This is a genomic window from Mesorhizobium sp. B2-6-4, from assembly GCF_006441495.1.
Taxonomy (GTDB): Bacteria; Pseudomonadota; Alphaproteobacteria; order Rhizobiales; family Rhizobiaceae; genus Mesorhizobium.
This window is the reverse complement of the sequence record NZ_VFUE01000002.1, coordinates 278,179-291,154: the sequence shown is the minus strand read 5'-3', so window position 1 is coordinate 291,154 and position 12,976 is coordinate 278,179. Positions and strand designations below refer to the sequence as shown.

Annotated in this window: 12 protein-coding genes; 6 read left to right on the top strand and 6 right to left on the bottom strand. The window is 64.5% G+C overall.

The genetic code is table 11. The features are described from left to right. Window positions 1-100: 100 nt before the first annotated feature. Together FJ426_RS03815 and FJ426_RS03810 are read left to right on the top strand one after the other, a co-directional pair. Entirely contained in the window at window positions 101-832 is a 732-nt protein-coding gene (locus FJ426_RS03815) for an SDR family oxidoreductase (RefSeq protein WP_140514227.1), read from the top strand. A gap of 169 nt (window positions 833-1,001) precedes the next feature. After that, a complete protein-coding gene (locus FJ426_RS03810) occupies window positions 1,002-1,847 on the top strand; it encodes a fumarylacetoacetate hydrolase family protein (protein WP_140559099.1) in 846 nt (281 codons plus the stop codon). A 186-nt stretch (window positions 1,848-2,033) separates the two neighbouring features. Here FJ426_RS03810 and FJ426_RS03805 read toward each other — a convergent pair whose 3' ends face one another. The 6 genes from FJ426_RS03805 to FJ426_RS03770 form a co-directional block, all read right to left on the bottom strand. Continuing rightward, entirely contained in the window at window positions 2,034-3,032 is a 999-nt protein-coding gene (locus FJ426_RS03805; protein ID WP_140559100.1) for an ABC transporter ATP-binding protein, read from the bottom strand. Window positions 3,033-3,258: 226 nt separating this feature from the next. Continuing rightward, window positions 3,259-4,320 carry a Gfo/Idh/MocA family oxidoreductase gene (locus tag FJ426_RS03795; RefSeq protein ID WP_140514220.1) on the bottom strand — a complete coding sequence of 354 codons (1,062 nt, stop codon included), beginning with the start codon at window positions 4,318-4,320 and terminating at the stop codon, window positions 3,259-3,261. Further along, a complete protein-coding gene (locus FJ426_RS03790; RefSeq protein WP_140551691.1) occupies window positions 4,317-5,156 on the bottom strand; it encodes a carbohydrate ABC transporter permease in 840 nt (279 codons plus the stop codon). The genes FJ426_RS03795 and FJ426_RS03790 overlap by 4 nt, the downstream gene beginning before the upstream one ends. A gap of 226 nt (window positions 5,157-5,382) precedes the next feature. Continuing rightward, on the bottom strand, window positions 5,383-6,312 hold the full coding sequence (locus tag FJ426_RS03780) for a sugar ABC transporter permease (RefSeq protein ID WP_140524307.1): 930 nt from the start codon (window positions 6,310-6,312) through the stop codon (window positions 5,383-5,385). A 249-nt stretch (window positions 6,313-6,561) separates the two neighbouring features. Then, on the bottom strand, window positions 6,562-7,821 hold the full coding sequence (locus tag FJ426_RS03775) for an ABC transporter substrate-binding protein (protein ID WP_140559102.1): 1,260 nt from the start codon (window positions 7,819-7,821) through the stop codon (window positions 6,562-6,564). Between the two features lie 117 nt (window positions 7,822-7,938). Beyond that, window positions 7,939-8,889: an N-acetylmuramic acid 6-phosphate etherase gene (locus tag FJ426_RS03770; RefSeq protein ID WP_140559103.1), complete on the bottom strand. Its 951-nt coding sequence runs from the start codon at window positions 8,887-8,889 to the stop codon at window positions 7,939-7,941. Between the two features lie 198 nt (window positions 8,890-9,087). Between FJ426_RS03770 and FJ426_RS03765 the strand changes: the two genes are divergently transcribed. Genes FJ426_RS03765 through nagA form a run of 4 tightly spaced genes read left to right on the top strand, consistent with a single transcriptional unit; the run spans window position 9,088 to window position 12,969 of the window. Then, window positions 9,088-9,966 carry an N-acetylglucosamine kinase gene (locus FJ426_RS03765; protein WP_140559104.1) on the top strand — a complete coding sequence of 293 codons (879 nt, stop codon included), beginning with the start codon at window positions 9,088-9,090 and terminating at the stop codon, window positions 9,964-9,966. After that, window positions 9,963-10,745: a GntR family transcriptional regulator gene (locus FJ426_RS03760; protein ID WP_140491609.1), complete on the top strand. Its 783-nt coding sequence runs from the start codon at window positions 9,963-9,965 to the stop codon at window positions 10,743-10,745. Before FJ426_RS03765 ends, FJ426_RS03760 begins: the two co-directional genes overlap by 4 nt. Next, the gene (locus tag FJ426_RS03755) at window positions 10,742-11,794 is read left to right on the top strand and encodes an SIS domain-containing protein (protein ID WP_140559105.1); all 1,053 of its coding nucleotides are present in this window, start codon (window positions 10,742-10,744) and stop codon (window positions 11,792-11,794) included. The genes FJ426_RS03760 and FJ426_RS03755 overlap by 4 nt, the downstream gene beginning before the upstream one ends. Next, a complete protein-coding gene (gene nagA, locus FJ426_RS03750) occupies window positions 11,791-12,969 on the top strand; it encodes an N-acetylglucosamine-6-phosphate deacetylase (RefSeq protein WP_140559106.1) in 1,179 nt (392 codons plus the stop codon). The genes FJ426_RS03755 and nagA overlap by 4 nt, the downstream gene beginning before the upstream one ends. The last annotated feature ends 7 nt before the right edge of the window (window positions 12,970-12,976 follow it).

The window sequence follows — 12,976 nt, the reverse complement described above, 5'->3', positions numbered from 1 at the left end:
ATCTGTGAACTGACAGAGCAGGCCACATCATGGCCTGTGACTGGCACATGACGCCTTCGCAGGCCGCCGATAAAGGCAGTTAACCCAGGAGGAGAACAGCATGGCGGATCTGGCAGGCAAGGTCGTCGTCATCACGGCAGCGGCGCAAGGCATCGGCAAGGCAAGCGCGCTCGCCTTCGCCAAGGCAGGAGCTACCGTCCATGCCACCGACATCAACGAAACGCTGCTGGCGGAACTCGCCAAGACTGCCGGGATCAAGACACGCAAGGTCGACGTGCTCAATGACGAGGCGGTCAACACCGCCTTCGCCGGGATCGGCCGCGTCGACGTGCTGTTCAACTGCGCCGGTTTCGTCCACTCCGGCTCGATCCTGGAGATGAAGGACAGCGATCTCGATTTCGCTCTCAACCTCAACGTTCGCGCCATGATCCGCACCATCCGCGCCGTGCTGCCCGGCATGCTGGAGCGCGCAGACGGGTCGATTATCAACATGGCCTCGCTGGCGAGTTCGCAGAAGGGCGTGCCGAACCGTTTCGCCTATGGTGTCACCAAGGCTGCGGTGATCGGCCTGACCAAGGCAGTCGCGGCCGACTATGTCGGCAAGGGCATACGCTGCAACGCCATCTGCCCCGGTACGGTGGAAAGCCCGTCGCTGCAGGATCGCATGCACGCGCAGGGCGATTATGAAGCCGCGCGCGCCGCCTTCATCGCGCGCCAGCCGATGGGCCGGCTCGGCACGCCGGAGGAAATCGCCGATCTGGCCGTCTATCTGGCCGGCGCCACCTACACATCCGGGCAGGCCTACAATATCGATGGTGGCTGGTCGATCTGACCGGATCGAGGAGTCTGAAAATCCCGCTCACCGGCGATCACTATATGGTGTCCGCGCTTGCCCTGGATCAGGCCGGTGGTACGGTCCGCCGGCTTCCCAAACGGGAGCCATTCGTTTCGGTGAAGAGTTTGCAAAAGGCCGCGAGGCCGCAACCAGGAGAAGGGTCTAAATGAAACTGCTGCGCTATGGCGAGGTGGGGAGCGAACGTCCCGGCCTGCTCGATGCGGATGGGACGATCCGCGACCTCTCCGCCCATGTCGCCGACATTGCCGGCACCACGCTTCACCCGGCCTCGCTGGAGATGCTGTCCAAGCTCGACGCAAAGTCGCTGCCGGCGGTTTCCGGCAAGCCGCGGCTCGGCGCCTGCGTTGCCGGCACCGGCAAGTTCATCTGCATCGGCCTCAACTATTCCGACCACGCCGCCGAGACCGGCGCCACCGTGCCGCCGGAGCCGATCATCTTCATGAAGGCCAGCTCGGCCATCGTCGGACCGGACGATGACGTGCTGATCCCGCGCGGCTCGGAGAAGACCGACTGGGAGGTCGAGCTCGGCGTCGTCATCGGCAAAACGGCAAAATATGTCAGCCAGGCCGATGCGCTCGAATACGTCGCCGGCTACTGCGTCGCGCACGATGTCTCCGAGCGCGCCTTCCAGGCCGAGCGCCAGGGCCAATGGACCAAGGGCAAGAGCTGCGACACGTTCGGCCCGACCGGCCCATGGCTGGTGACCAAGGACGAGGTCTCGGATCCGCAGAACCTGAAGATGTGGCTGACCGTCAACGGCAAGACCATGCAGAACGGCTCGACGAAGACCATGGTCTACGGCGTCGCCTATCTTGTGTCCTATCTCAGCCAGTTCATGTCGCTGCATCCTGGCGACATCATTTCGACAGGCACGCCGCCCGGTGTCGGCCTGGGCATGAAGCCGCCGGTGTTCTTGAAGGCCGGCGACGTGGTGGAGCTGGGCATCGAAGGGTTGGGCCAGCAGAAGCAGACGTTCAGGGCTGACGCATAACTTTCACGAGTCGCGCCGCCCCTCATCTGGCTGCCGCCATCTTCTCCCCGTAGAACGGGGAGAAGGACGCTGTCGTTGCTGCTTTCGCCAATCGCCGGCGCTGGAGCTATCTTCCTTCTCCCCGTCACTATACGGGGAGAAGGTGCCGGCAGGCGAATGAGGGGCAGCGCCAACTATGTTGCGATACTACTTCAGCACCTTCCCATCCGCGCCAAACCGATAGGTCTTCGCCGGATCCGGCGTTGCATAAAGTGTCGCCCCCGGCTCGGCGTCATAAACACCGAAAATGCGCACGGTGATCAGCCCGGCCTTCTCGCAGTCGAGATAGAGATTGGTGTCGGCGCCGAGGTGCTCGGCATGCACGACCGTGCCTTTCCAGGCGCCGGATTTCGGGTCGACAGTCAGATGCTCCGGCCGCACGCCGATGCTCTTGGCGGTTTCCCCAAGCCTGGCGCCGTCGATGAAGTTCATCTTCGGCGAGCCGATGAAGCCCGCGACAAATTCGTTCGCCGGCGAATTGTAGAGTTCCATCGGTCCGCCGATCTGCTCGATTTTCCCGGCATTGAGCACCACGATCTTGTCTGCCAGCGTCATCGCCTCGACCTGGTCGTGGGTGACGTAGATCATCGTCGCCTTGAGGCGGCGATGCAGCTGCGCGATTTCCAACCGCGTGTTGACGCGCAGTGCCGCGTCGAGATTGGACAAAGGCTCGTCGAACAGGAACAGCTTTGGCTCGCGCACCACGGCGCGGCCGATGGCGACGCGCTGGCGCTGGCCGCCGGAGAGTTCCGCGGGACGCCTTTCCAGATAGGGCTCAAGCGACAGCATGGACGAGGCGATGCCGATGCGGCGCTCGATCTCGGGCGCCGGCGTGCCGGCCTGCTTGAGGCCAAGGCCCATATTGTTCTTCACCGTCAGGTGCGGATAGAGCGCATAGGTCTGGAACACCATGGCGATGCCGCGCTTGGCCGGCGGCGTGGCCGAGACATCCGCGCCATCGATGACCACCCGGCCCGAGGTCAAATCCTCCAGCCCGGCGATCACCCTCAGCAAAGTCGACTTGCCGCAGCCCGAGGGGCCGACGAAGACGACGAATTCGCCATCCGTCACCTCGAGGTCGATGCCCTTCAGCACCTCGACCGGGCCGAAGGCCTTCTTCACATTCTCGATCTTCAGCGAGCCCACGGCAGTCCTCCAAATTGATGAGTGGGCGCCAGGGCACCCCCCTCTGTCCTGCCGGACATCTCCCCCTCAAGGGGGGAGATTGGCAGCTTTGACGCTGAAACACTCTTGTTGACGTTTGTGATTGGCGAAGGCCATGCCGACAGCTGATCTCCCTCCTTGAGGGGGAGATGGCCGGCAGGCCAGAGGGGGGCGCCGTAGGCCGCAACCCCTACCGCTAGCCTCGTTTTCACAATCGCACCGCCTTCCCGCTGCGCACGCTCTCGTCGGCGGCAAGGCAGACGGCGAGCGATTTCACGGCGTCGTCCATATGGCGGGTGAGATCGATATCCTCGCGGATCGCCTTGAGGACAAAAGCCTGTTCGAGATCGCAGAGATCCTGGTGGCCGGGTTCGCCCTCCATCGACAGCATCTCGTCTGGCTTGGCGAACTTGCCGTCCGCGCCGGTTTTCGCACTGTGCAGGCGGATGGTCGACGTCTTGGTGTGAGTGTCGATGTCGTCGGACTTAACGCCTTCCTTCATGACAATCGACACGCAGCCCGTCGGCGAGATGACATCTTTGACAAAGAACGCGGTCTCCGAAATCATCGGTCCCCAGCCGGCCTCGTACCAGCCGACCGAGCCGTCATCGAACAGCACCTGGAGGTGGCCGTAGTTGTACATCGTGGGCGCCACCTCCTCGGTCAGCCGCACGCCCATGCCGCGCACCTCGACCGGCCTGGCGTCGGTGATCTGCAGCATGACGTCGAGATAATGCACGCCGCAGTCCACGATCGGCGAGGTCGTGCGCATCAATTGCTTGTGCGTCTCCCAGGTATGGCCAGAGGACTGCTGGTTGAGGTTCATGCGGAAGACATAAGGGCCGCCGAGCTTGCGCGCCTCGGCGATCAGCCTGATCCAGGACGGGTGGTGGCGCAGTATGTAGCCGATCACCAGTTTCCTGCCATTGGCCTTGGCGGCCGCGACGACGCGCCTGGCGTCGGCCACCGTCGTCGCCAGGGGCTTTTCGACGAAGACATGGCAGCCGGCCTCGAACGCCCTCACCGCATAGTCGGCGTGGCTGTCGGAATAAGTGGCTATGCAGGCGACATCGGGCTTTTCGTCGCGCAGCGCATCGTCGAAGGAGCGCCTGATGCCGTAGCCCGACAGCCCATCCGGCAGCGGCACGTCGGAGCGGTTGATCAACGCGGCGATCTCGAAGCCCGGATTGGTGTGATAGGCGAGCGCATGGCTGCGGCCCATATTGCCGAGGCCGGCGGCGACGACGCGAAGGGGCGATTGCGAATTCACTTGACGGCTCCTGACGTGATGCCGCGGATCAACTGCCGCGAGAAGATGACGTAGAGGATCAGCACCGGCATGATCGCCAGCGAGAGCGCGGCCAGGATGGCGTTCCAGTTGGTGACGAACTGGCCGAGGAAGAGCTGCGCGCCGAGGGTCACAGTCTTGGTCTCTTCCGACGGCGCCAGGATCAGCGGGAACCACAGATCGTTCCAGATCGGGATCATGGTGAACACTGCGACTGTCGCCATCGATGGCCGCACCAGCGGCAGCACCAGCCGGAAGAAGATGGTGTATTCCGACAGGCCGTCGATGCGGCCGGCGTTCTTCAGGTCGTCGGACACCTGCTTCATGAATTCCGAAAGGATGAAGACAGCCAGCGGCAGGCCTTGCGCGGTGTAGACCAGGATCAGCGCCGTCAGCGTGTTGACCAGCCCGCTCGCCACCATCAATTGCAGGATGGCGACGGTGGCCAGCCGGATCGGGATCATGATGCCCAGCGCCAGATAGAGGCCCATCAGCGTATTGCCGCGAAAGCGGTATTCCGACAGCGCAAAGGCAGCCATGGCGCCGAACAGCAGCACGAAGAACAGCGAGGCGACCGTGACGACGAGGCTGTTCTGGAAGTAGTGGATGAAATCGCCCTGGCCGATCACCGTGGTATAGCCGATCAGGTCGAAGGTCTTTGGCGTCGGCGGTGTCAGCGGCGCGCCGAATATGCCGGCGCGGGATTTAAACGAATTCATGATGACCAGGATCACCGGGAACAGCGCGATCGCCGTGTAGGTCAACAGGACCGCATGGGCGCCGATCGTGCGGGGCAGCGAACGGGTGGCGGTGCTCATTGGATGGTCTCCTGAGGAGCTACTTTGCCGAGGAACAGCACCCAGCCACCCCCCTCTGGCCTGCCGGCCATCTCCCCCGCAAGGGGGGAGATTGGCAGCTTTGGCGCCGACACATCTCCTGCATCGCTGGTGGCTGGCGAAGGCCGTGACAACAGCTGATCTCCCCCCTTGCGGGGGAGATGTCCGGCAGGACAGAGGGGGGTGCTCAAGCTCGACATATCGCCCCCTAAAACTGATATCGACGCAGGCGCGTCTGGATGAGGAAGAGGTAGACGCAGACACCGCCGAGGATGATCAGGAACATGATCGTGGCGATGGTCGCGCCCATGTTGGGGTCGCCGACCTGCAGCTGGAAGCCGAAGAATGCGCGGTAGAGGAAGGTGCCGAGAATGTCGGTCGAATAATTCGGCCCGGCGAGCGCGCCCTGCGCGGTGTAGATCAGGTCGAAGGCGTTGAAATTGCCGACGAAGGTCAGGATCGAGATGATGCCGATCGAGGGCAGGATCAGCGGCAGCTTGATCTTCCAGAACTGCGACAGGCCGGTGATGCCATCGCATTCCGCCGCCTCTATGACCTCATTGGGGATCGACAGCAGCGCGGCGTAGATCAGCATCATGGGGATGCCGACGAACTGCCACACCGAGACCAGGCTAAGCGCGGTCAGCGCATACTGCTCCTTGCCGAGCCATGGCGTGAACAGGCTTTTAAGGCCGACCAGGTCCATCATGTGCGGTGCCACGCCCCATAGCGGCGACAGGATGAGCTTCCAGGCGAAGCCGACGATGACGAAGGACAGGATGGTCGGCACGAAGATCGCCGTGCGGTAGAAGGCCGAAAAGCGCAGCCTGGGGCTGGACAGAAGTGCGGCCAGCAGTACGCCGATCGGGTTCTGCACCAGCATGTGGATGATGAAGAACCAGACATTGTTGCGCAGCGCGTTCCAGAAATTCACCGACCAGTTTGGATCGCCGAACAGGGTGCGGAAGTTTGCCAGCCCGACGAAGACCTGGGATTGCTCGATGTTGCGGAACAGCGACAGCTGCAAAGTGCCGGCGAGCGGCAGGATCATGATCGCCGTATAGACGAGCACCGCCGGCGCCAGGAAGACGGCGATATGCCAGCGGATCGGTCTTTTCGGTCGTGCTTGTGCGGCCATGAGTTCGGTCCCCACCGATCAGGTCTGGGAAAATGCTTTCGACAACAGCGGTGCCCCTCATCCTTACCCTCTCCCGGTGAAGAACGGAGAGAGGAGGTCGCCAGCGTTGCGGCAACTCCCTTTCTCACCGTCACTGTACGGGGAGAAGGTGCCGGCAGGCGGATAAGGGGCGGCGCCGTCCTTCGCAGTCGATGCTATCGAAAAACGCTGGGCCGTCCACTTGGAACGGCCCAGCTCATTGCCCGAGCCTTACTTGGCGGGCTTGTACCAACTGTCGAGGCCGTCCTGCAGCTTCTTGGCAGCGGCTTCCGGCGTATCGGTGCCGTTGATGACATTGGCCGATTCGACCCAGGTCTCGTTCTCGAGGTTCGGCGTGCCGCGCGACAGGATCTGGTAGGTCGAGCGAATCGTCGACTTGCACTTGCCGCGCCAGGAGACGAATTCCTGCGCCAGCGGGTCCTCCATCTTCACCGGCGAGGAGTTCAGGCTGAAGAAGCCCGGCAGCGCGTTGGCGTAGATGGTGGCGAAATCCGGCGAGGCGACCCAGGACAGGAAGGTCTTGGCCGCATCCGCATGCTTGGAGCCCGCATTCAGACCCATGCCGATGTCGGTATGGTCGGAGATGTAGCAGGTGTCGCCGGCCTTCTCGACCGGCGGCGGGAAGGCACCCATCTTGAACTGGGCCTGAGTGTTGAACAGGCCGATTTCCCACGAGCCGGCCGGGTAGATGGCGGCGCGGCCGAGCGTGAACAGGTTCTGGCTGTCCGGATAGGTCTGCGCCTCGAAGCCGTCGCCGAGATAGGGCTTCCACTTGGCCAGTTCCTCATAGGGCGCGACCCAGTCCTTGTCGGTCAGCTTCTGCTCGCCCTTGATGAGGGCCGCGCGGCCTTCCTCGCCCTTCCAGTAGTTGGGGCCGATGTTCTGGTAGCCCATGGTCGCGGCTTCCCAGAGATCCTTGGTGCCCATCGCCATCGGGATGTAAGTGCCGTCGGCCTTGATCTTGTCGAGCGCGGCGAAGAACTCGTCACGGGTCTCCGGCACCTTGATGCCGAGCTTGTCGAAGGCGTCCTTGTTGTAGATGAAGCCATGGATGACCGACGCCATCGGCACGCAGAAGGTCGCCTTGCCGTCGTCGGTCTGCCAGGCGGACTTGGCCACCGGCGAGAAGTTGTCCATGCCCGGCAGCGAGGAGAGGTCCGCGAGATTGCCCTTCTTGAACAGCTCGAGCGACTTGTCGAACGGGCGGCAGGTGATCAGGTCGCCCGCCGAACCGGCGGCGAGCTTGGCGCCGAGAGCCGCGTCATATTCGGTCGGCGCCGAGGGCGCGAACACCACCTTGATGCCGGGGTTCTTGGCTTCGAAAGCGGGGATCAGCTTGTCCTTCCAGATGGCAAGGTCGTCGCCGCGCCAGCTTTCGATGTTGAGCGTTACGTCCTCGGCGTAAGCCATCCCGGCGGAGCCGAGAATGCTGGTGCCCAGAAGCAGTGCCATCAGTAGTTTCGTTGTCATGCTCAGTCTCCCTGTTGACCTTTTTCAGGTTCGGTTTTGATGAGAACAGAGGCGTTGCGCCCCTTGCTCCCCTCGCAAGCCTGCTTCACCCCGATGGACACCGGGATGAAACAGGCTCTATTTCTTTGTTCGAGCATGATCTTTTCCGAGAAGCGGTCTCCACTTTTCGGGATCATGCCCCAGCGCGGAAAGGGCCGGCCGCAGCTTCTGGCCGGCCTCTTCCAGTATCTTCTGCGCCGTGTCGGCGCTGTCGGCGCCGGCGGCAAGCAGAATGGCGGTCTTGACCGCACCGCCGCTCTTTTCGAGCAAACGGGCCGCGTCGTCGCGGCTGCCGCCGCTGATGGCCGCGACGATCCGCGCCGCGCGGTCGCGCAGCTTGCTGTTGTCGGCCATGAGATTGACCATGTAGCCGTCATGGACATGGCCGAGATGGATAGCGGCGAGCGTCGACAGCATGTTGAGGGCGATCTTCTGGGCCGTGCCGGCGCCCATGCGCGTCGAGCCGGCGATCACTTCCGGCGGCGTTTCGAGCAGGATGGCGGTTCCGGACAGACGCAGCAGAGCCGAGTCCCGGTTGTTGGCGATGCCGATGGTGGCCGCACCGCGACGGGCGGCTTCCTCGATCGCCCGTAGCGCATAGGGCGTGGTGCCACTGGCCGAGATTGCGATCAGGCAGTCGCCCTTGCCGATGCCGGCGTTGGCGACCGCTGTCGCGGCCTCCTCGGTATCGTCTTCGGGGCCGCCGGCCAGGGCTCTGAAGGCCCCATCGCCGCCGGCGATCAGGATGGCGATGCGGTCGCGACGGATGCCGAAGGTGCCGGGCAGCTCCAGCGCATCGGCAAGCGCCATCAGGCCGGAGCTGCCGGCCGCGGCATAGGCGAGCTTGCCGCCGCCCTTCAGGCTGCCGGCGATAATCTCGGCCGCTTTGGCAATGGAGGGAATGGCGTTGTGCACGGTCTTCGCCGCCTCGACCTGCGCATCGGCCAGCGAAGCAAGGATGGCTTCGGGAGCCTGGATATCCAGCCCCTCGGCATTCCTGTGCAGCGCTTCGGTGCGCGTTTCCGCCATCCCAATTCCTCCAATTCGAAAAACAATACCAAAAAAATACCACTTGTCCACACGCATTAACGAATTCGCGGTACCGAAATCGCTGGCGCAGGTAAATGGCCAAGTTTTCAGTGAAATACGCTCTAACCTTTTTGCAGCGGAAATTAACCCTTGGCTATTGGTATTTTATTGGTATTATCGGCCTGGAGGAGAAATCACGTGAAATTCGTGCTTGGCATCGATGGCGGCGGCACCAGCTGCAGGGCGGCCCTGGCAATGGCGGACGGCACGGTGCTCGGCCGCGCCAAAAGCGGCGCCGCCAACATCCGCACCGACCTGACCGGCGCCCGGTCGAACATCGTCGAGGCGGCGCGGCAAGCCTTTGTCGCGGCTGGCCAGGATTCGGACCTGATCCCGCAAACACCGGCCATTCTCGGCCTCGCCGGCGCCAATGTCGGCACCTACCGGCAGCAGCTCGAGGCGATCCTGCCGTTCAGCACCAGCCGCGTCGAAACCGATGCCGAAATCGCGCTGGAAGGCGCAGTCGGTTCCGGCGACGGCGCCATGGCGATCCTCGGCACCGGCACCGCCTACATGGCGCGCAAGAACGGCAAGTCGCGTGCCATCGGCGGCTGGGGCTTCCAGGTCGGCGACCAGGGCAGCGGCGCCCGCATCGGCCGCGACCTGCTCGAACAGACCCTGCTTGCCCATGATGGCGTGCGAGCGCGCACGCCGCTGACCGATAGCATGATGGCCGTGTTCCGCGACAATCCGGAGGATGTGGTCGAGTTCACCACCAATGCCAAGCCCGGCGATTTCGGCGGCTTCGCCCCCAAAGTGTTCGAACATGCCGAAAAGGGCGACGCGGTCGCCAACTGGATCCTCGACAAGGCGGTCGCCGATGTCGAGGCCTCGCTCGGCGCTCTCGATCTCGCGGCAGACGCGCCGCTCTGCCTGCTCGGCGGGCTGGCGCCGCTCTACGCGCCGCGCCTGTCTGCACGCTACCGGGCGCTGCTTCGGGAGCCGCTCGACGATGCGCTCGGCGGCGCCGTGCAGATGGCGGTCCGCCTGTTCGCGCCGAGGGGAGCGGCTCGATGAGCGACGCCGCCGACCAGATCTTCGCCGCGCTGAAACAGTCCTCGCAAAGCGGTGCGCCGCTCTACCTGCAACTGCGCAAAAGCATTGAGGATGCCGTCAATCGCGGTCTGATCGGGCCCGGCGACGCGCTGCCTTCCGAGCGCGACATCGCCATCAAGGCCGATATTTCGCGTGTCACCGTGCGTAAGGCGGTGCAGGACCTCGTCAAGGGCGGCATCCTGGTCCAGCGCCACGGCTCCGGCACCTTCGTGGCGCCGCGCATGGAGCGGGTCGAGCAGTCGCTGTCGCGGCTGACCTCCTTCACCGAGGACATGGCGCGGCGCGGCATGGTTGTGCGCTCGGCCTGGCTCGACCGCGGCCTTTACGCGCCCTCGCCCGACGAGATGATGGTGCTTGGCCTGTCGTCGAACGAATTGGTGGCGCGCGTGGCGCGCCTGCGCATAGCCAACGACACGCCGCTGGCGATCGAGCGCGCCTCGCTGTCGGCCAGCGTGCTGCCGGACCCCGCTGGAATTGGCTCCTCGCTCTACGCAGCCCTGGAATTGACCGGCAACAGGCCGGTGCGCGCGGTGCAGCGCATCTCGGCCGCCAATCTCGGCGACGGCGACGCGCGCCTGCTCGAAGTGCCGCCGGGCATTGCCGGCCTGCACATCGAGCGTATTTCCTATCTGGCGAGCGGCAAGGTGATCGAGTTCACCCGCTCCATCTACAGGGGCGACGCTTATGATTTCGTCGCCGAACTGCGGCTGACAGGGCCGAGCGAAGAGGGCCGACCATGACGACCGAGCCGAACAAATCGACGGAGCCGACCCATATGCGGCGCGAGATCGAGGAGATCCCGCAAGCCGTCGCCCGCCTGCTCGACGGTTCCGGTGCCGTACTTTCCGAAGCCGGCCGCGGCATTCGCGAGCGCGACCCGCATTTCGTCGTCACTGTGGCGCGCGGCTCGTCCGACCATGCCGCTACTTTTATGAAGTACGCGGTCGAACTCACCGCCGGTCTTGCGGTGGCTTCGGTCGGCCCTTCCATCGCTTCGATCTATGGCCGCAAGCTCAGGCTCGGCGGCTCCGCGTGCCTGGCCATCTCGCAGTCGGGCAAGAGCCCCGACATCGTCGCCATGGCCGAAACCGCACGGGCAGGTGGCGCGCTGACCATCGCCGTCACCAACACCGCCGATTCACCGCTGGCGCGCGCCTCGGACCATGCGATCGACATCCTGGCCGGGCCCGAGCGCAGCGTCGCGGCGACCAAGACCTTCGTCAATTCCGCTGTCGCCGGCCTTGCTCTGATGGCGCATTCCACCGGCGACGAAGCGCTTCTCAAGGCGCTTGCCCGCTTGCCCGAGCATTTCGGCAAGGCGATCGCCTGTGACTGGATGAGCGTGCTCGTCGAAACGATCGAAAAGCAGAAGTCGCTGTTCATCCTCGGCCGCGGCCCATCCGCGGCGATGGCCAACGAAGCGGCGCTGAAATTCAAGGAAACCTGCGGCATGCATGCCGAGGCCTACAGTGCTGCCGAAGTCATGCATGGCCCGCTGGCGCTGATCGGCCCCGATTTTCCGGTGCTGGCGCTGGCCGCGCGCGACGCGTCCGAACCGTCCGTAGCCGAAGCCGCCGACAGCCTGGCGGCCAAGGGGGCGCCGGTCTTCGTCACCTCGATGCTGGCGAACAAGGCCATACGCCTGCCGCATGTCGCCACCGGCCATCCACTGACCGATCCGCTGACGCTGATCGTGTCCTTCTACGTGTTCGTCGAGGCCCTTGCGCGCCACCGCGGCCTCGATCCGGACACGCCGCGCAACCTTCGCAAGGTGACGGAGACCGTATGAGCGACCGTTTCGCCCTGACTGGCGCCCGTATTTTCGACGGCGACGACTGGCATGACGGTCATGCCCTCGTCGTGCGCGACGGTCTGGTCGAGGCCATCCTGCCCACCGGCGCGCTTGCCGCGGATATGCGCCGCGTCGACACCGGCGGCGGCATGCTGACGCCGGGCTTCGTCGACATCCAGGTCAATGGCGGCGGCGGCGTCATGCTCAACGATCACCCCGATGTCGCCTCGATCGAGACCATCTGCCGGGCGCATGCGCCGTTCGGCACCACGGCGCTGCTGCCGACGCTCATCACCGATACGGCTGATATCACCGCCGCGGCGATTGCCGCTGGCGAGGCGTCGGCACTGCGGAAAGTGCCGGGGTTCCTCGGGCTGCATCTGGAAGGTCCGCATCTGTCGATCGCCCGCAAGGGCGCGCATGACCCGGCGCTGATCCGGCCGATGACGGACAAGGACGAGGCGATGCTGATCGCGGCGAGAGCCAAGCTCCCGGTGCTGCTCACCACGATCGCGCCCGAATCCGTCGAGGCGACCCGCGTGACGGCCTTGGCCAAGGCCGGCATCATCGTCAGCCTCGGCCATTCCGACAGCGGCTACGCCACGGCCAAAGCATTCAGCGAGGCCGGCGCCAGCGTGGTCACGCATCTGTTCAACGCCATGAGCCAGATCGGCAACCGGGAGCCGGGACTGGCCGGCGCCGCCATCGACATCGGCGGCCTGTCCGCGGGACTGATCGCCGACGGCATCCATGTCGATCCCGCCACCATCGCAATAGCGCTGCGGGCCAAAGAGGGGCCGGGCAGGATCGTGCTGGTCACCGACGCCATGGCGACGATCGGCACCGACATGACCTCCTTCACGCTCAACGGCCGCACCATCTACCGCAAGGACGGCAGCCTGCGGCTTGCCGATGGAACGCTGGCCGGCGCGGATCTCGACATGATCTCGGCTGTGCGTTTCACCCATCGCAGCGTGGGCGTGGAGCTTTCCGAGGCCTTGCGCATGGCCTCTCTCTATCCGGCGCAGGCGATCGGCCAGTCGCACCGGCTCGGCCGCTTCGCCAAGGGCACCGCCGCCGACATCGTTGCGCTTTCAGACGATCTCGACATCAAAAGGGTCTGGATCGGCGGCGACAAGGTTTTTTCGACCAGCGCCGGCGGGCAACGGTGAAAGCCGG

Coding starts and splice junctions, on each gene's coding strand:
- FJ426_RS03815 (WP_140514227.1), top strand. CDS start 101: ATGGCGGATCTGGCAGGCAAGGTCGTCGTCATCACGGCAGCGGCGCAA.
- FJ426_RS03810 (WP_140559099.1), top strand. CDS start 1,002: ATGAAACTGCTGCGCTATGGCGAGGTGGGGAGCGAACGTCCCGGCCTG.
- FJ426_RS03790 (WP_140551691.1), bottom strand. CDS start 5,156: ATGAGCACCGCCACCCGTTCGCTGCCCCGCACGATCGGCGCCCATGCG.
- FJ426_RS03780 (WP_140524307.1), bottom strand. CDS start 6,312: ATGGCCGCACAAGCACGACCGAAAAGACCGATCCGCTGGCATATCGCC.
- FJ426_RS03775 (WP_140559102.1), bottom strand. CDS start 7,821: ATGACAACGAAACTACTGATGGCACTGCTTCTGGGCACCAGCATTCTC.
- FJ426_RS03770 (WP_140559103.1), bottom strand. CDS start 8,889: ATGGCGGAAACGCGCACCGAAGCGCTGCACAGGAATGCCGAGGGGCTG.
- FJ426_RS03760 (WP_140491609.1), top strand. CDS start 9,963: ATGAGCGACGCCGCCGACCAGATCTTCGCCGCGCTGAAACAGTCCTCG.
- FJ426_RS03755 (WP_140559105.1), top strand. CDS start 10,742: ATGACGACCGAGCCGAACAAATCGACGGAGCCGACCCATATGCGGCGC.
- nagA (WP_140559106.1), top strand. CDS start 11,791: ATGAGCGACCGTTTCGCCCTGACTGGCGCCCGTATTTTCGACGGCGAC.